Origin of the sequence: Acinetobacter marinus (genome assembly GCF_900096915.1) — a bacterium.
Lineage (GTDB): Bacteria > Pseudomonadota > Gammaproteobacteria > Pseudomonadales > Moraxellaceae > Acinetobacter > Acinetobacter marinus.
The window spans coordinates 69,131-87,423 of record NZ_FMYK01000001.1 but is presented as its reverse complement, the minus strand read 5'-3'; the positions used below and the strand labels follow the sequence as shown (position 1 = coordinate 87,423).

Here is an 18,293-nt window from a genome sequence, read left to right as displayed (position 1 = left end):
TAATTTCAGGTTAATGTCAGTTGAACGAGTTAATTATAGATAAACAATACCGCATTTATAGGACAATCGACACAACACTCTGTGCTAATTTTGCAACGAAGTTTATCTAAGTCACGACAAATGTAGATAAATTATTCTCAACTTTTATTTTAAAAGCATTGGATAAAAACGAAAAAAGCGCCCTTTAGGACGCTCTTTAAGAGACTCGAACTTTTACAATTTTAGATGAGGTGATCGGCTTAAATTAAGCTATTTACCGCTTCTACAACCGCTTCTTTGGTAATACCAAAGTGCTTAAACAAATCTTTGGCAGGCGCTGATTCACCATAAGTCGTCATGCCAATCACTTTGCCGTCTAAGCCAACGAATTTCCACCAGTAATCGACATGTGCTGCTTCTACGGCAACACGTGCACGAATATTGGCTGGAAGCACCGCCTCACGATATGCCGCATCTTGTTGCATGAAAATTTCCGCACATGGCATCGACACCACACGCACACCGTCAAGCTCGGCATGGGCTTGCATTGCCAAGTCGACTTCTGAGCCTGTTGCAATGATGATGGCTTTCAGCTCACCTTTCTCTTTTGCAAGCACATAGCCACCTTTAGCAATATCTTCAATCTGTGCTTGATCACGTGTTTGGAAAGGCAAGTTTTGACGAGACAAGATCAATGCCGTAGGACCGTTTTGGTATTGAAGTGCAGACAACCACGCTACCGCAGTTTCCACGGTATCGGCTGGACGCCACGTGTGTAGATTTGGTGTACCACGTAGTGATGCGATTTGCTCTATTGGCTGATGCGTTGGACCATCTTCACCAAGACCGATCGAGTCATGGGTATAGACATGAATCACACGTTGCTTCATCAATGCAGACATACGCACTGCATTACGGGCATATTCCATAAACATCAAGAATGTTGCCACGTAAGGAATAAAGCCACCGTGCAATGCTACACCGTTAGCAATTGCAGTCATACCAAACTCACGTACACCATAGTGTACATAGTTGCCCGCAGGATTGTCTTGGACGCCTTCTGCGCCTTTCCAAAGGGTCAGGTTTGAACCTGCCAAATCCGCAGAACCACCAAGTAATTCTGACAATAGTGGACCAAATGCTTGAAGCGTATTTTGGCTTGCTTTACGAGTTGCAATGGTTTCAGCTTTAGCATTAGTATCTGCGATAAATTGCGCTGCTTTTTCAGCGAAGTCCGCAGGTAATTCACCTGAGATACGACGTAATAACTCTTTTGCCTCAGTTGGATATTTCGCTTGATACTGCGCAAAAACATCGTTCCAAGCAGATTCAGCTTCGCTACCTTTTGCTTTGGCATCCCATGCGCCATAAACATCTTCAGGAATGACAAATGCATCTTCAGTCCAACCCAATGCTTCACGGGTTAATGCAATTTCATCATTACCTAACGGCGCACCGTGACAATCTTCTTTACCTTGTTTGTTTGGTGAACCGAGTCCAATCACGGTTTTACAGATAATCAGTGTTGGTTTAGCAGTTTCCGCTTTTGCTTCTACAGTTGCTTGACGGATCGCATCGGCATCATGACCATCGACACGAAGCACTTGCCAACCATACGCCTTAAAGCGTTGCTCAGTATCATCGCTGAACCAACCTTCAACCTCACCATCAATCGAGATGCCATTATCATCATAATAAGCAATCAATTTACCGAGTTGTAACGTACCTGCCAAAGAACAGACTTCATGCGAAATACCTTCCATCAAACAACCATCGCCCAAGAAGCAATAAGTGAAATGATCTACAACCTGAATGTCGTCTTTATTAAACTGTGCTGCTAAAGTTTTTTCTGCGAGTGCAAAACCAACCGCATTGGCAATGCCCTGACCAAGTGGACCTGTAGTTGTTTCAATGCCTGGCGCATAGCCATATTCAGGATGACCTGGTGTTCTTGAATGAAGCTGACGGAACTGTTTAATGTCTTCAATCGACAAGTCATAACCTGTCAAATGTAAGAGCGCATAGTGCAACATTGAGCCATGACCGTTCGATAATACAAAGCGATCACGATTCGCCCACTGTGGGTTACTTGGGTTATGCGCTAAAAATTCACGCCATACCACATCAGCAATGTCCGCCATACCCATCGGTGCGCCCGGATGACCAGAGTTGGCTTGTTGCACCGCATCCATCGCTAATACACGAATCGCATTGGCAATACGACGTTCATTCAGTGGGGTTGTCATAGATCAGATTCCAAAAAATTAAAAAAACAGTATCTCTGTAAGCTGTGCGATATTGTCCTAAAAAAAGTTTGTGGGGTAAAGCCTTGTATCGCTATTTTGTGCCACGAATCACACAGTTAATCGAATAAATTTTACAGCTGTATAAAAATCAATGCGGTAAATCAAAAAAGACCAGTCCTTAAACTGATCTTGCTGATGTAAGCATCACTGAAACCATACTTACTTATGCAGATTCGCTAGCCGCTTCGAGGATTTCAAAATCATGCGTGATGATGACACCAGCGTCCATCAGCATTTTACTTGCAGAGCAGTACTTTTCCGAAGATAACTCGACCGCCTTTGCCACTTGCTTTTCTTTGACCGCATTACCAGTCACGATGAAATGCAAATGAATCTTGGTAAATACCGCAGGAATGCTATCGGCACGTTCTGCTTGGAGCTCACATTTCACATCGGTAATGTCTTGGCGTGCTTTTTTCAAAATGGTCACAATGTCAAATGACGCACAACCACCCAAGCCCATTAAGATCAATTCCATTGGTCGAGCACCACGGTTTTCACCACCGTATTCGGCAGAACCATCCATTATCACATCATGACCACTGGCAGAAGTGGCTTTAAATGATACATTCTCTAACCATTGAACTTGTGCGTGCATTGCAACTCCGTTTAAAAAAATATACATTTAACAGGTTCTATATTTTAACATATCGTTATACTATTTCGGCATCGAATCGTCTGCCTATTTCACTTTTATATTCATTGCGTATTCTGAAAATGAAATATGTGCAGTATGCTCTGCCTACAGTATTTTTGCTTTGGTATCTCTTTTACAGCTTGGGGTTAAATCATGCTCACTTCTGATTTTTCTAGATTAAGTACAGACGCATTGTCACCTGGTCAATTGCCAGAGTCAGTCAAAGCCTTACTTAAACGTGCAAAAATCAATCGTTTTCCGAAGAAAACAACGATTGTTCACGCAGGCGCTGAATCAAATTCGCTCTACCTGATTTTAAAAGGATCAGTTTCGATCGTTATCGAAGAAGACGATCAACGTGAAATCATTGTCGCTTATCTCAATGCGGGCGACTTCTTCGGTGAAATGGGATTGTTTGAAACCCAATCACAACGTACCGCTGAAGTGCGTACCCGTGATGTCTGCGAGATCGCCGAAATTGATTACGACACCTTCAACGAGCTCTGTCAGCAATATCCTGACCTCAGCTATGCTCTATTTGCACAGCTTGCTCGCCGTCTAAAAAATACTACACGTAAAGTCACCGATCTTGCGTTTATTGATGTGTCGGGTCGTATTGCACGTTGCTTGATCGATTTGGCAAGTCAACCTGAGGCGATGATGTTGCCAAATGGTCGTCAGATTCGTATTACTCGTCAAGAAATTGGTCGCTTAGTAGGTTGTTCTCGTGAAATGGTCGGTCGTGTACTGAAAACTCTTGAAGAGCAAGGTATGATCGAAACCGAAGGTAAAGCGATTTTGATCTATGATGCGTCACTGAATGCCATCGAAAGTAACAACGAATCGGCTAGTCAAGATGACTATGATGATGAAGAATAAATTGTAATGATTTAAAAAACAGCCATTTATGGCTGTTTTTTTTTGCTGCTAATTTTACGCGATCATTTTTTAGTTGCATTTTTATAGCACAATTGTTCCCACTTAATTATCCCAAACTCAGTCAGAATATTAACTCAATTGCGCCAACTCTTTGGTCGACTGTCTTGCTTGTAGTTGCAATCGCACGGCATGGATTAACCCCGTCCATGTTTCATTAGGCTGCCAGATTTTTTCCAGCAAGGCATCGGCGTCCGACATGTCCATACCCAGATAAAACTGACGATACAGAAAAATCAAACTACTGACCCGCATATTCTTGGCACAGTGCACCCAGATTTTCTGTTCTTGTACCAGATGATCGATCAAATCAAGGACAAACAGTGCCCCACTACTGCTCGGACATTCCCACAGTAATGGCACTTGAATATAGTCCAGTCCAAGCTCAAGACAGAGTCGATCTTCATTGGGTAAATGGTTGGAAGCATCGCTTAAGGCGAGATTAACGATGGTGCTGTAGCCTTGCGCTTTGATCTCAGCCAATTGCTCAATCGTAGGCTGTCCCGAAGTTGCCAAATGCGCATGAATCCATTCAAACTGTTCTATGTCTTGCAGTTTTTTGAGCAATTCATCGTGTGAGTGGTCTGAAAAATCGTCTTGCGACTGATTTTGTAAATCATCGCTTTCAACTTGCGAGTCGATGTCTAAAGGTTTGTCGTGATCAGTCATCATTTTCTGTCTATAAACTATCAAAAGTGTTGGTACTTATTTCTTCTCATACATCAATTTTGCTATATAAAAAACGCCATCATGAGATGGCGTTTTTCACTTAACGATTTGGCAGTACGTCTTTTAATGCCTCGTGCATGTCGAGCAAGACTTTTTCGGTGGTTTCCCAGTCGATACAACCATCCGTCACAGACTGTCCGTAAACGAGGTCATTGAGATCTTTTGGAATGTCTTGACGACCGCCTTTGAGATGACTTTCCACCATCACACCGACGATGGTTTTATTGCCATCAACGATTTGATTGGTCAAGTTTTGCAATACCAACGGCTGTAAGTACGGATCTTTGTTAGAATTGGCATGACTAGCATCAATCATGATTTTATTACTGACTTTAGCTTTGTTCAGCGCATCTTCCGCCTGAGCTACCGAGCTTGCATCATAGTTTGGTTTGCCATTACCACCACGTAGTACCACGTGTGCATACGGGTTGCCACTGGTACGAATAATCGCCACTTGACCGTCATTGTTTAGACCAAGGAAACTATGTCCTGATTGCACCGCTTGCATGGCATTGGTTGCCACAGTTAGACCACCATCTGTACCATTTTTAAAGCCAACTGGTGATGATAAGCCAGATGACATTTCACGATGGGTTTGGCTCTCCGTAGTCCGTGCGCCAATCGCAGACCATGCAATCAAATCTTGTAGATATTGCGGTGAGTTTGGATCAAGCGCTTCGGTTGCACAAGGCAGACCTTTTTCATTGAGCTCAAGCAAAAGCTGACGACCGATATGTAACCCTTTTTCAATATCAAACGAGTCATTCATATCTGGATCGTTGATTAAGCCTTTCCAACCGACTGTGGTACGTGGTTTTTCAAAATAAACACGCATGATGATATACAGCGTATCTTGGATTTTTTCACGTAGTGCAAGCAAACGATCTGCATATTCATGTGCTGCTTTTGGATCGTGGATTGAACAAGGACCAATCACCACAAATAGGCGTTTGTCTTTGCCATCTAAAATATCGCGTACCGTCTGACGACCATTGACCACGCTATTGCGGGCTTGATCTGACAGTGGTAAATCTTTTTTTAATTGAGCTGGCGTAATCAAGGCTTGTACGCTGGCAATATTTAAATCATTAACAACGGTATTCGCCACTTCTTGGGCGGTTAAATCACTCATTAGTCTTCCAAACTTTTCAATAATACAACTTGGCTCGAATATAGCATGATTCGATGGCTTGATCATTACAACAGCACATGAAAAACTTAATTTTCATGTGCTTTTTTTCAATCAAATTCAACTGATTTTCCAATCATTCATTTTGAGCACACATTTTGGGGTAATTCGCTATAAATGCCTGCTTAGACCTGATGCGTAGTATGTGCTGTGTGCATGATGACTTGTGCTGTTTCCGCTTTGACAGGTTTGGCTTTAATGGGGTTGATAATAAAGTTGACACCCAAAGCAAATAAGGTCACACCCAAAATACGGCGAATCAATTTTTCAGGCATTCTTGAGCTGAGCAAAGTCCCCACCACGATCGCAGGAATCGAACCGACCAATAGCCACATCAATAGATGAAAATCGACATTGCCCGAACTCATATGTCCAAGACCAGCCACCAAGGTTAGTAGCACCGCATGCACCACATCCGAACCAATAATGCGAATCATCGGCATATTCGGGAACATGATGATCAATGCCATGATGCCAAATGCGCCCGCACCGACCGATGACAAAGTCACAAACACACCCAGAATCACACCCATGATGATGATATAAATGCGTTTATTTTTAGAAATGGCATTCGGATCAATTGCTGTGTCAACTGAATTTGGTTTGCGATATTTGCTAAAAAATTTCTCGATCTGCGGACGGAAAATAATCGAAATCCCTGTAATGGTCAGCATAAAGCCCAAAAACATGGTCAAGACCATTTTATAATGCGTCGATTGACTCAAATAATGATCTAGCACCCACGTGGTGGCAAAGGACGCTGGAATACTACCCAATGACAAAAAGATCACCAAAGGCCAAATAATATTGAGCTTCTTGGCATGCACCATCGAACCACAAAATTTGGAAATCGCCGCATAGAGCAAATCTGTACCAATGGCGACATGGGGTTCTATCTTAAACAAACCAATCAAAATCGGGGTCATCAACGAACCACCACCGACACCAGTCACCCCGACACAGAAGCCAACAACGACACCTGCCAAGATAAAATGAATGACATCGAGCATGTTTTTTCCAGAATCTTTAAAACTGTGCGCATCTTATAACTTTTAGTGCTAAGTCGTTGTAAGCAAAAATGCATAGCTTATGAAGAATTATGCTAAAGGCGAAGCCCCAGCCTCACCTTTGCATTTCATTGTTGAAAGATTGAATCAACGATGTGAGATGTATGCTGTTAGCCTTCAACAATGCCCTGCATACATTGTTGCCAATCCCCTAAAAATGCCGAAACATCTTGCTGCGCTGCTTGTAGATGCTGGGCAATATGTTGCATGACATCAAGATATTGTGCTTCAGAGATGCTCAATTCGCTTCGGTCATGATGAAGTAACTTTGAAAGCATCTCCGCATTGATTTCTGGGGATTGTTCAAGTGCCTGTTTAATTTGCTGCGCTTCTTCATCTTCGGCGGATTGAGCATGCTGTGCATATAACAGCGCCAAAGTCGCCCCATAAACCAAGCCTTCAGTCGATACACCATATTCGACATTCATCTGAATCGAACCGAAAACCCGATCATTGAGTTGTAGCTTACGAATCGGATCACGTCCAACTCGGGTACATGGATCTTTATAGGCGTATTTACATGATTTCAAAAAGCTAGCCTTAAGCTGCGGCAAGATTTCAACAATATTTGGATATTGATGTGACAGTCCAAGCCCAACTTCATGATCGACCAATTGCTCCGCCAGTGCCAAAACCCGCTGATCACCCATCGCAATCCCAATGGTGTCATGTCCAAGCAATACGCCATACCAAGCAATGATGCTATGCACACCATTCCACAGGCGATTTTTCACCGTTTGAATCTGACGAATATCATCCACGGTGATGACTTGACGCAGTTGCTCGAGGATTGGACTGCCTTTCTCGGCATACAGTGGCATATCACTTTCACTATGGAACAAGATCAAATCCATCGACTGCAAAACATGGCTCGGTTGAAAATTCTCTTTCAAATCGGCAATGGTATTGGTCATAAATTTGGCTTGATCACTGTTCAATGAGGTCGTATCTTCAATGTCCACAGGATCATCATCCACACGATCAGACTGATATTGTTGGAACAGATGATATTTGATGCGAAGCTGACGATACAGTGCCTTATCGGTAAACTTCGAGACCATGCGATTGACTACTGTATCTACAAAGTAATTACGCTGTATTATCTTTTGCACCACATCTTTAGATGTAATCGCATCTAAGGCGGTTTCGATATGCGCCATCACGAACTGCTTTGCGCCGACTTTGTTTAAAATCATCATTAAAGTCAGTGGTTCAGCATTCGACTCATAACGTTTTAATAAGGCTTTGGCAATGATCGGACTTACCGCTTCGATCGCTTGCTCAGGTAAACACAGCGCAACAATATTGCTTTGCTCATACATCTCGATCACGGCGTCATCATCATGCCCATCAATGATCTCAATGCCATCAATGGTTTCATCATAGGATTCTTGGTGATAGCGAATACAATATTTGCCAAAGGCTTGAATCGATTCTTTGTATAGCGCATTGCTAGTGGTTGCCAAAATTTTCGCTGGGCGTGTATAACCATCCCAATGTGAGAAAATCTGTGCGACATAACCGCCACCAATTGCCCCAAAGCCATGAATACCGACAATATGTTGATTATGTGACGCTGGAAAACGCTCCATCGGCTGTGGCATATCTTGTGGATCAAGATGCTGATTCAGTTCGTTTAAAAATAGTGGCATTTCTTCATAGAAGAATTCAGCCATGTCTTGCATTTCGGCGGTTGGCACTTTTAAATCTTGAAATAGTACAGTATGCCCACCTGCTTGATGCGCAGACTTCAAGCCATTGTCCGAATCCTCAAACATCAAACAATGTTGCGGATCGATATTAATCCGAGAGGCAGCCAATAGGAAGATTTCTGGATCAGGCTTACCCTTTTCCACATCATCACCGCAGACCACCACATCGAAATATTTATAGACATTGGCATTGATCAGATATTCTTCGGCGATCACTCGCTTACTTGAGGTCGCCACCGCCATGCGCAAACCTGAACGGCGCAAACGCTCTAGCACTTCGACCAAACCCGACTTCATCGGTACGCCATGATGACGCACATGGGCAATTTCAAACTCATCGGCACGTTTACGGATGTCGGCGTAGTTGACGTTTTCACCGTAGATTTGCTCGGCAAGCTCCTGTGCACGTTTGGCACTTAAGCCCAAACATGACATGAGATAGTCATCCGAAAATTCTTCACCGATCAATTCTTTCGATGCCTGTTTCAATGTTTGAAACCGCAACCGCTCGGTATCAAACATTGTGCCATCCATATCAAAAATTGCACCCAAAATGGCATTGCCATGAAAATTTAACATGCGCCCTCCAGCTCTATTTATACATCACTCACACACAACGGTAACTGACCTAGCAACATCGGCGAACGTCAGCTTTGTGCGATGAAAATTACAGTACCTAAAACAGCAAACAATATTCACGCCATGTCGTACCTTACAACATGAATATTCAAAAATAATGAAAAAAAATAAAGAGATAACCGATCAAACATAACCCATTTTTACCGTAAAAACACTCCTCACCCCAGAATTGGCTGAAATTCACCAAAATTTCAGAGCTAATGCTCTAGATTTGTGCAACTTCTCAACAAAATATTTCAGAATTTCCGACATCGCATCAGAATATTATTTGTGTTATCAACATGCTAAGATGCCGTGATTCAACCTTTATATGCCAAGCGAGATCAGCGTGTCAGATTCCAATCCATCGAAACCACTCAGAATCGGTATCGTCGTCGGTGAAGTGTCTGGAGATACGCTTGGCGCAGCATTAATTCGTAGCTTTAAAGCGCAAGGCATCGACGCTGAATTTGAAGGCATTGGCGGACCGCAAATGATTGCCGAAGGCTTCAATAGTCTCTATCCGATGGATACGCTGTCGGTGATGGGCTTGGTCGAAGTGTTAAAACATCTCAAAGAACTGTTTGCGGTGCGTGACGGCTTGCTCGCACATTGGCAAGAAAAACCAATTGATTTATTTATTGGGATTGATGCGCCTGATTTTAATTTACGGGTTGCCAAATCCATCAAAGATTTAAAACTGCCCACCAAAACCGTACATTATGTCAGTCCGTCGGTGTGGGCGTGGCGTCAGAAGCGTGTCTTTAATATCAAATATGCTTGCGATTTGGTGTTGTGTTTATTTCCCTTTGAAGTAGATTTCTATCAGAAATATGACGTGCCTGCGGTGTTTGTTGGACATCCATTGGCAAAGTCTTTACCGCTTGAAACCGACACGCTAGCCGCCAAGCAACAGCTCGACCTCGATCCGCAACAGCGATACATTGCACTCTTGCCGGGAAGTCGCTCAGGGGAAATTGAACGCTTACTGCCCGTGATGCTTGATAGTGTGGCATTGATGCAACAGCAAAATAACAACACTGCAAACTCAAGCACAGATTTTCATTATTTAATCCCTGCGATCAATGCCAATCGTGCCAAGCAGATTCATGAACTTTTGGCGAACCAAGCAACAGCGATACAAGACAAAATCACGGTGATTGATAATCAAAGTAGCGAGTCCAATATTGGGCGTTTGGTGATGTCGGCAAGTGATGCGATCGTGTTGGCATCGGGGACGGCGACTTTGGAGGCGTTGCTACTGCATAAGCCGATGGTGGTGGTGTATAAGTTGCACTGGCTGACGTATTTTATTGCATCAATGATGGTTAAGATTCCGCACTATTCCCTGCCGAATATCATTGCGAAAAAGGCGTTGGTGAAAGAGTTGATTCAGTCGGATGCGACTGCGAAGAATATTTATCAGGAGTTACAGCAGTTGTTGACGACGGCTAAAGGCGATGAGCAAATACAGGAGCTGTTGGCGTTGCATCGTTTGCTGACTTCTGATGATTCGATCCAAGATCCTGCTAAGGCGATTATTGGGGAGTTTGGTCTAAGTTCATTTAATAAACATTAAGTGTTTTCGCACGTTAAAAATGTAATTCAGCAATAATAACTTAAAAAGGTAGAATAAAATGGGACAAAGAGCTAACTATATTGTCTTAGACAAAAATAAAATTACTATTCACTACAACCATTGGAGAGCAAACTGTATAGCCAAGGATTTGTATCTTGGAGAAAAAATATTTTTAGATTTTGTTAATAATTGCACAATTGTTGATGAAATAATGGAAAATAATTGGATAGAAGGATGTGTGATTATTGATAAAGATAACAAAGAATTGTCATTTTGGACTCTTGAGTATTCAAGAGAATATTCTGTAATTGACTATTATTTAAAGCAGTTAGTTTTAAAATGGAAAGGATGGAACATAAATATATTAAAAAACAGAATGTATGATGTGGAAAAAATACTCGATATTGATTACATGTCAAAACAAAAAATTTATCCGATAAATATACCATCAACAGAACAAATTATTTCAGATCATGTGAATGAGTGGATAAGCACTACTATTATTATAAAAGAAAATGCATCTCTTTTCGTAACTAGAACTGGAAGTATACCTTATGAAAGCATTCTTAGTTATGGTCAAAAAGTTATTACATTAATCCAAAATAAAAAAAGCTATGAACTTCTTAAAGAAGGCGAAGATGGGACTTATGAAAGTGTATTGATTGATATTGATCATAAAAAGGTTTTCATCAATGAAAATAACTCAGATGTATTAAAATCTTGTAAAGAGCTTTGGAGCGATTATGAAATAGTGAGTTCGGATTTTGGTTATATAGAAATTCTCCGCATTGCAGGCTTGGATACCGCTAATTTAGAGCTATCAGTTCATGATGTTAAAACTCAATTTGAAGAAATGGTGCGACAAAATAATGATTTTAATCCTTATGAAATGGCGGACAAAATTGAACAAGAGTATGGAAATGTTCAATTTAGTGCTAGTTTCTCCGACTCAGCAAAACCGAAAACAACTGCTCTTAATAAGCTCATAAGCAGCTTAAAAAGATTCTTTGGAAAAAAGAATCAATAGACTATTTCGTTCTACCCTAGACGAAACTAACAACCAGGAAAACCCCAAACAAACCGCCCACAACCACATTTAACCATTTAATTTTCTTTGGGAAGTAAGTCATACACAGCCCAACCATTAACGCTGAGAAGGTCAGACAACCCATCCATTCGGACAGTCCAATAGATGCGCCTTTCCAAAAGATCGCTACAACAGCCGTTAAGCCAAGTAATAACCAACCCACAACCTGAAAGAGTCTACTCTGCTTATCAGAGATTTTCGCAGTGAAAATATCACGCTGATGCTTCTGCATACTGCACGCCAGACAGCTAAACGCAAATACCGACACACAAATCAATAACCATGCACTCATGCGCTCTGCTCCTCTGCGGTTGAAGCATCATTTGATGTCACGGTTTTATCTGTTTTAGAAGTCGCTTTCACGGCTTTCTTTTTGGGTGGTGTGGATTGATAGCGTTTCAGCTTGTAGTAGCTATAGGCAAAGATCGCCGCCAAAATCAAACAAACAATGTCAAAGCTTGCCACCACCCATTGCCCATGATAGATACTGCTCCACAGCGCACGACCACCTGTCGCCAAGTTGATGATCGGCGTGAATAAATACATCGCCGTCGCCAATGCCAATAGCTCTAGCCAAGCCTGACGATGTTTACGCAACATGGCATAGATCAAAGTCAATAGCCATACGATCAGGAAGGTGCGAATCTCCCAATCTGTACGATCCGCCATCTGCGCAGGGATAAAGCGATTCGCCCAAAAGTAACCTGCACAGGCAATCGGTAAGCCGATGATCGAAGCAATATTCAACACTTCGACCACACGATGCCCGAATGGCGTATAGCCGAGCTTTTGAATATTTGGCGTGCGTTTCACGACCCACAACACCAGACCAGTCGCCACCATCATGGTACCGATCACACCTGACAGGAACAATAGCCAGCGCATTGCCGTATCGACACCACGAGCCATATGTAGCCAAGTGAGTAAGGTATAAACTTTCGACGGCGCAAGGCTTGGTGTCGCCGCTTCCGCAGGTAGGAGCTCACCTGTTACGCCATTGAACTTCAAAGTTGGCGTGCTATTTCGATCGAGTAAACTATCGCTATGTGTGGCACGGAATTCGACCTCGCTCGCCGTGGTATTTGGATTGACCACGGTAATGTTGGATACTGGATTATCTTTCCACTGGGATTGTGCATACTGCAACATCACAGACAGATCAGCCATTGGCGCAGGAGGAAATGCAGGAGCTTCTTCTCGCTCGCCACGATCACCCTCACCCTGACCACGTTCGCCTCTATTTTCCGAGTTACGATTTTCAGCGTTTTGATGTGTTGCGTTCTGATTAACTCGTGCCTGATTTTCTTCACCACGATTGCCATTTTGACGACTTTGCGCCTGTTCTCCACGACCTTGCTGTTCAGCATTTCTGCGCTGTGGATTTTCACCAGCTTGATGATTTTCAGCTCGTTGCTGTTGCCCTGCTTGTCGTTCTCCTTGTTGCTGGTTTTGTTGCTGGTTTTGTTGCTGATTTAGTTGCGGTTGGTTCTGTTGCTGTTGATTTTGGAATCGTTCAGGATTCAGCTCACGGAAAAACTCGTCTCGTCCACCTTGATATGCCGAATTCATCGCCCACGGCATAAACATATACATCAGCAATAACAAACCACTAAAAGTAATCATGATATGAAAAGGTAAAGCAAACACTGCCGTCGCATTATGCGCATCCAGCCATGAGCGTTGCCCTTTACCAGGACGGAAAGTAAAGAAATCCTTAAAAATTTTCTTATGCGTGATAATGCCACTGATGATCGCCACAAACATAAATAACGTCGCCACACCAACGATCCAACGTCCCCAAATCCGTGGCATACCGTACAGCTCAAAATGGAAACGATATAAAAATCCTCCGCCACGTGTTTCCCGAGCTTCGATGATCTGACCTGTGGCACTATCGAGTACCATTTGATTGCCACCACGGCGACCACGTGGATTTTCCCCGACGGCACGTGCCGATACATCAATGGTGGTACTGCGATCACTCGGTAAGCGAATATTCCAACTGCCTGCGTTTGGCTCTTTTTGATTAAGCACGGTCAAAGCGGTATGTAATTGCTGTTGTTGGCTTTGATTCGTTAAAGATTGATGTAGTTCAGGCTTCATCCACACGCTGATTTCATTTTGAAAAAAGCTCAACGTGCCTGTGAAGAACACCACATACAGCAACCACCCCAATAGAATACTAATCCAAGTGTGAAGCCATGACATCGACTGACGAGGACCCTCGACTTTTGCATCTACACGCATGACTTAACCCTTCAACCACAGATTCAATAGAAAAAATACTACGCATGGGATTAACACACCGAGCCATGCTTTGATGGTCGAATTGACCAAAAACACCCAGATAAACACCGCACAATGCACCACGAAAGAAAGCATGGTTGCGCTAAGCACCGCACTAGCACGCATCTCAGGAAAGGCATTGGCAATACACATCGATAACAACGCTGAAAACGCATAACCGCCGAAAATCGCAAGTACAAAACGCCCAAAGATCATCCAGCGGTATTTGGTTAACCCTTCTGGTTTTGGTTTTACTTTGCTGGTTTTCTGAGCCTTCACTGGCTTGGATGGTGTTGCTTTTATATCGTGCTCAACAGTCATATTGGGTGTGGTCATGGGAGAAGTCACATCGATCGGTTGCAAAAAAACAAAATTAATAAATAATCCTATTTGTTAATGATAAATATTATCATAAGCAACATTAAAACAACAGCATCTTTGCGCGTACTTTTCTTGGCATTCATCACAATATATCGAAATAACAATGTACTAAGCCCATCAAATGTATTGGCAATTTTACAGCCGATTGTGCAATTTCATCCTTGCCACTACGAACATGTGGAGATTTGATGATATTTCGGCATTGTACTTTTGTATCTCTTGGCTTATTTTATCTGTGGATTTGGCGACGATTTTTTAATACGACATTTCCTTAGCGCTGTTTTATTCCATCACGATATTTAGAGTAAACTTATGAAAAAATTAATGATTTCTGCCGCACTCAGCCTCAGCATGTTGACGCCAATGTATGTTATGGCAGCACCTGCAACGGATGCATCAGTCAAAGAATTATTAAAAGTCACCAATTCTGAGCAAATGATGGATCAGATGAATGCGCAGATGGAAAGTGTGTTTTCCCAATCTATTCAAAGTGCGCAAGCGCAACAAGGCGAACCGCTCAATCCTGAACAAATCAAAGTCGTGGATAAATATTCTAAGAAATTGACGACGACAATGAGCAAGGCGTTAAAATGGTCAGATCTAGAACCAGAATTAATCAAGATTTATCAAGGCAGTTTTGATCAAGCGGACATTAATGCGTTGATTGAATTTTATAAAACCCCACTGGGCAAAAAAACCATTGAAAAAATGCCGATCATCATGCAACAAAGTATGACTGTCGGGCAAAATGCCATGTTCAAAATCATGCCTGAACTGACTGAATCCATGAAAGGCTTTGATACCGAACTGCGTCAAGCAGCGACCAAATCGAAAGGCAAACTCGTCGCAGAATAAAGCCAATAAAACTAACGCATGTCATCTTATTGAACTCAAACAAAAAACGGATTGACCGATCATGGTCAATCCGCTGAGTTTCATCACTGCTTAGAGAAATGAAATCTTATAAAAAACATGCGCCTGCAATCGCACCAAATAACATCACCCACAGCGGATGAACTTTTTTAAACATACTGAGAATGGTCGATATCACCACCACACCCACCAATAATGCATTATGCGCTGATGCGTCAGCAATAATCCAAGCACTGACCAAAACTAGACCGACAGTAATTGGCTTGAGCGCTTCTTCAAAACGGCTACGCCACGGATGTGCTTTAAAGCGATTCCAAAATTGTAAAGCAAAAATTGCCAACACAGAAGATGGGACAAACTTAGCAAACATTGTCACCAGCAAGCCTGAGAGCCCCGCCACGTGCCAACCGACCAATGGCACAATCATCATATTTGGACCGGGCGCCGCCTGCGCCATGGCAAACATGGCACTAAATTCCGAGGCGCTCATCCAATGATGCACCTCGACCACTTGATGTTGCATTTCGGGTAAAATCGCCGCACCACCACCAAAAGCCAGTAGCGAAAGTTGGGTAAATACCAGTGCCAAGGTGACAAGAATCATGCTTTTTTCTCCTTATTTTGAAGGCTTAACACGGTAAAGTTGATCGCCACTAAAATGATTAAGGTCAATGCCAAAGGAATCTTGACCCAGAGCATAAAGACAAAAGTCATAGCAATGGTGAACACGGTCATATATCGCTTATAGATCGGGCGCAACATCTTAAATGCCATGGCAAAGAGCAAGCCCGCTGCGGCGGCTGCCAGACCTTCAATTAAATGTTTAATCATCGGCACAGACTGAAATTCGGCATAGAGCTCATACAAGGCAATCACAATCGTGGTCGGTACGGTAATCAAACCAACAATACTACTGATTGCGCCACGCACACCTTGAAATTGATAACCCAAAGAAACTGCCAAATTGATAATATTGCCCCCAGGTAGAATCTGACACACCCCTAATAAATCGGTAAATTGTGCATCATCAAGCCACTTTCGATCTTCGACAATCATGCGATGTGCCAAAGGCAATACCCCACCGAAGCCCATCATGCCCAGTTTCAGAAAGCCCCAAAATAATTGTTTGCTGCTTGGATGAATGGTTTGAGTTGATGTTGCTGTAGTCAATTCATTGATCTCTGGAAGCGGTGTTTCAATTAATGGTGCTGGTGTGGCTTTGCTGTACATGATCGTTGGCATCCGAGTGGAACATGCGACAAGTATGCGTCTGTACAGACATAATGAAAAATGCTATTTTTGATGCCATCCATACTTTTAAAGTATACTTATTTTGATTAATGCCTTTGGTAATTGTTGATGATCGATATTTATAAACTCAATGCCTTCGTTGCTGTGGTTGAAGAAAGTAATATTTCAAGAGCTGCTGTTCGCCTGAACATGAAACAGCCACCGCTCACCCGTATCATCAAAAGTCTAGAGCAGGATTTAGACACGATATTATTAAAACGACTGCCTCGTGGTGTCGAGATGACCGAGGCTGGTAAGGCACTTTATCAAGAGGCGCAGAGCATCTTGGCGCATGCACAGGCGATTCCCAAACGGGTACATAACATTGCGCAAGGTCTGGAGGGTCAGCTTAATATTGGCTTTACCAACTCGGTCAGTTTGCATTCTTTTTTGCCGATGTTACTGCGAAACTTTCGTGAACGCTTTCCTGCGGTATCGATTCAGCTTGAAGAAGATGGCAGTAGTGCGCTGATCGACTCGATTATCAATGGTAAAAATGATATCGTGTTTTTACGTAAGCCTGCACCCATCGGCTTTGAACTAACCAATTTACATGTGCTGGATGAGCCCTTAGTGGTTGCCCTGCCAAATAATCATCCGCTGGCAAACGATCAGAGCGCCATCAAACTCACCGACTTGGAAAGTTACGATTTTGTGCTGTATCGACGATTAGCGGGACAGGATTTATTCGACAATATTATGGCGAGTTGCTATCAGGCAGGTTTTAGCCCACGTATCGTCCAAGAAGCGCCCCGCCTGACCTCGAGTTTAAACCTCATTGCAGCGGGTATCGGACTCTCGATCGTGCCCAAAGCCATTGAGGATTTTTGGAATAAGCAAATTGTCTATCGTCCGTTTAGTCCAGACACCCCGTGTATTGCGCCGATTTTTGCGGTCTATAAAGCCGATCAAAATCATATCCGCCTGCAACATGTCTTACAGCTTTTACAACATTTAAAATAAGCGCTTAATAAGTGTTGCGTGAATTATTGATTTGAGATTGCGGTTGCTTTACAACAGCAATAATCGAAGCGCAATCGCCCACATCAACAGCCCGATACAAAAATTCAATACTTTCCATGCCTTAGCACTGGCAAAAAATGGGCGTAAATAGCGTGCACCATAGCCAAGCAAGAAGAAAAAGATCCACGATGCCAACATCGCACCGAGGGTAAAAGCGATGAGGTTGTCATGGAACTGCAAGGCAATTGCCCCCATCAACAGCACCGTGTCCAAATACACATGCGGATTCAGCCACGTCAGCGCAAGACATAGCCCTAATACTTTGAGTAAACTATTCTTTTGAATGTCGCTTGGATTCAGTGCAGACTGATCGGCATACGCTAGGTAAAAACTGCGAACCCCATAAGCCAGTAAAAATGCTACGCCAAAATATTTCACGGCGAGCAAGACATTGGGAAAATTCTGCAACTGGGAAAAACCAGTCACCCCGATATAGAGGAGTAGGCAATCTGAAAGCGCACAGACCAAGCACACCCAAAAAATATATTGTCGGGTTAGGCCTTGTTTCAGCACGAAAGCATTTTGCGCACCGAGTCCAACGATCAAAGAAAAACCCGTGCTTAAACCATAAATGAAATTCGACATGATGCGCTCCTACACA

General features: G+C 42.9%; 17 protein-coding genes. 5 read left to right on the top strand and 12 right to left on the bottom strand.

Going from position 1 to position 18,293, the window contains the following annotated elements; all coding sequences use genetic code 11:
* Positions 1 to 239: 239 nt before the first annotated feature.
* Both tkt and BLQ60_RS00425 read right to left on the bottom strand, forming a co-directional pair.
* On the bottom strand, positions 240 to 2,225 hold the full coding sequence (tkt, locus tag BLQ60_RS00430; RefSeq protein WP_092614439.1) for a transketolase: 1,986 nt from the start codon (positions 2,223 to 2,225) through the stop codon (positions 240 to 242).
* Between the two features lie 223 nt (positions 2,226 to 2,448).
* Entirely contained in the window at positions 2,449 to 2,883 is a 435-nt protein-coding gene (locus tag BLQ60_RS00425; protein WP_092614436.1) for an OsmC family protein, read from the bottom strand.
* A 192-nt stretch (positions 2,884 to 3,075) separates the two neighbouring features.
* On the opposite strand from BLQ60_RS00425, the gene crp reads away from it, so the two are divergent.
* Complete coding sequence (crp, locus tag BLQ60_RS00420) at positions 3,076 to 3,801, top strand: cAMP-activated global transcriptional regulator CRP (RefSeq protein ID WP_092614433.1); 726 nt, start codon at positions 3,076 to 3,078, stop codon at positions 3,799 to 3,801.
* 129 nt (positions 3,802 to 3,930) lie between these two features.
* Here the strand turns inward: crp and BLQ60_RS00415 are convergent, their stop codons facing one another.
* The 4 genes from BLQ60_RS00415 to mtlD all read right to left on the bottom strand — a co-directional run bounded on the left by BLQ60_RS00415 (position 3,931) and on the right by mtlD (position 9,134).
* Complete coding sequence (locus tag BLQ60_RS00415) at positions 3,931 to 4,530, bottom strand: protein tyrosine phosphatase family protein (protein WP_244515919.1); 600 nt, start codon at positions 4,528 to 4,530, stop codon at positions 3,931 to 3,933.
* A gap of 97 nt (positions 4,531 to 4,627) precedes the next feature.
* The gene (locus BLQ60_RS00410; protein WP_092614430.1) at positions 4,628 to 5,719 is read right to left on the bottom strand and encodes a 3-deoxy-7-phosphoheptulonate synthase; all 1,092 of its coding nucleotides are present in this window, start codon (positions 5,717 to 5,719) and stop codon (positions 4,628 to 4,630) included.
* Positions 5,720 to 5,901: 182 nt separating this feature from the next.
* On the bottom strand, positions 5,902 to 6,786 hold the full coding sequence (locus BLQ60_RS00405; protein WP_092614427.1) for a sulfite exporter TauE/SafE family protein: 885 nt from the start codon (positions 6,784 to 6,786) through the stop codon (positions 5,902 to 5,904).
* A gap of 167 nt (positions 6,787 to 6,953) precedes the next feature.
* Positions 6,954 to 9,134: a bifunctional mannitol-1-phosphate dehydrogenase/phosphatase gene (gene mtlD, locus BLQ60_RS00400; RefSeq protein ID WP_092614424.1), complete on the bottom strand. Its 2,181-nt coding sequence runs from the start codon at positions 9,132 to 9,134 to the stop codon at positions 6,954 to 6,956.
* 388 nt (positions 9,135 to 9,522) lie between these two features.
* Between mtlD and lpxB the strand changes: the two genes are divergently transcribed.
* Both lpxB and BLQ60_RS00390 read left to right on the top strand, forming a co-directional pair.
* Positions 9,523 to 10,752 carry a lipid-A-disaccharide synthase gene (lpxB, locus tag BLQ60_RS00395; RefSeq protein WP_244515918.1) on the top strand — a complete coding sequence of 410 codons (1,230 nt, stop codon included), beginning with the start codon at positions 9,523 to 9,525 and terminating at the stop codon, positions 10,750 to 10,752.
* Between the two features lie 58 nt (positions 10,753 to 10,810).
* Positions 10,811 to 11,779 (top strand): hypothetical protein, encoded by a 969-nt coding sequence (locus tag BLQ60_RS00390; protein WP_092614418.1) that lies wholly within the window; start codon positions 10,811 to 10,813, stop codon positions 11,777 to 11,779.
* A gap of 16 nt (positions 11,780 to 11,795) precedes the next feature.
* Here the strand turns inward: BLQ60_RS00390 and BLQ60_RS00385 are convergent, their stop codons facing one another.
* From BLQ60_RS00385 to BLQ60_RS00375, 3 genes are read right to left on the bottom strand one after another with little or no spacing between them, the layout of a single operon-like run.
* Complete coding sequence (locus BLQ60_RS00385) at positions 11,796 to 12,131, bottom strand: DUF3325 domain-containing protein (RefSeq protein WP_092614415.1); 336 nt, start codon at positions 12,129 to 12,131, stop codon at positions 11,796 to 11,798.
* A complete protein-coding gene (locus tag BLQ60_RS00380; protein ID WP_092614412.1) occupies positions 12,128 to 14,086 on the bottom strand; it encodes a PepSY-associated TM helix domain-containing protein in 1,959 nt (652 codons plus the stop codon). The genes BLQ60_RS00385 and BLQ60_RS00380 overlap by 4 nt, the downstream gene beginning before the upstream one ends.
* Positions 14,087 to 14,089: 3 nt before the next feature.
* A complete protein-coding gene (locus BLQ60_RS00375) occupies positions 14,090 to 14,446 on the bottom strand; it encodes a DUF3649 domain-containing protein (RefSeq protein ID WP_378235156.1) in 357 nt (118 codons plus the stop codon).
* 372 nt (positions 14,447 to 14,818) lie between these two features.
* Between BLQ60_RS00375 and BLQ60_RS00370 the strand changes: the two genes are divergently transcribed.
* Entirely contained in the window at positions 14,819 to 15,361 is a 543-nt protein-coding gene (locus BLQ60_RS00370) for a DUF2059 domain-containing protein (protein ID WP_092614409.1), read from the top strand.
* Between the two features lie 106 nt (positions 15,362 to 15,467).
* Here BLQ60_RS00370 and BLQ60_RS00365 read toward each other — a convergent pair whose 3' ends face one another.
* Together BLQ60_RS00365 and BLQ60_RS00360 are read right to left on the bottom strand one after the other, a co-directional pair.
* The gene (locus BLQ60_RS00365) at positions 15,468 to 15,983 is read right to left on the bottom strand and encodes a chromate transporter (protein ID WP_092614406.1); all 516 of its coding nucleotides are present in this window, start codon (positions 15,981 to 15,983) and stop codon (positions 15,468 to 15,470) included.
* A complete protein-coding gene (locus BLQ60_RS00360) occupies positions 15,980 to 16,621 on the bottom strand; it encodes a chromate transporter (protein ID WP_244515916.1) in 642 nt (213 codons plus the stop codon). The genes BLQ60_RS00365 and BLQ60_RS00360 overlap by 4 nt, the downstream gene beginning before the upstream one ends.
* Before the next feature lie 117 nt (positions 16,622 to 16,738).
* On the opposite strand from BLQ60_RS00360, the gene BLQ60_RS00355 reads away from it, so the two are divergent.
* Complete coding sequence (locus BLQ60_RS00355) at positions 16,739 to 17,632, top strand: LysR family transcriptional regulator (protein ID WP_092614400.1); 894 nt, start codon at positions 16,739 to 16,741, stop codon at positions 17,630 to 17,632.
* Between the two features lie 48 nt (positions 17,633 to 17,680).
* Here BLQ60_RS00355 and BLQ60_RS00350 read toward each other — a convergent pair whose 3' ends face one another.
* Positions 17,681 to 18,277: a LysE/ArgO family amino acid transporter gene (locus BLQ60_RS00350; protein ID WP_092614397.1), complete on the bottom strand. Its 597-nt coding sequence runs from the start codon at positions 18,275 to 18,277 to the stop codon at positions 17,681 to 17,683.
* Between the last annotated feature and the right edge of the window lie 16 nt (positions 18,278 to 18,293).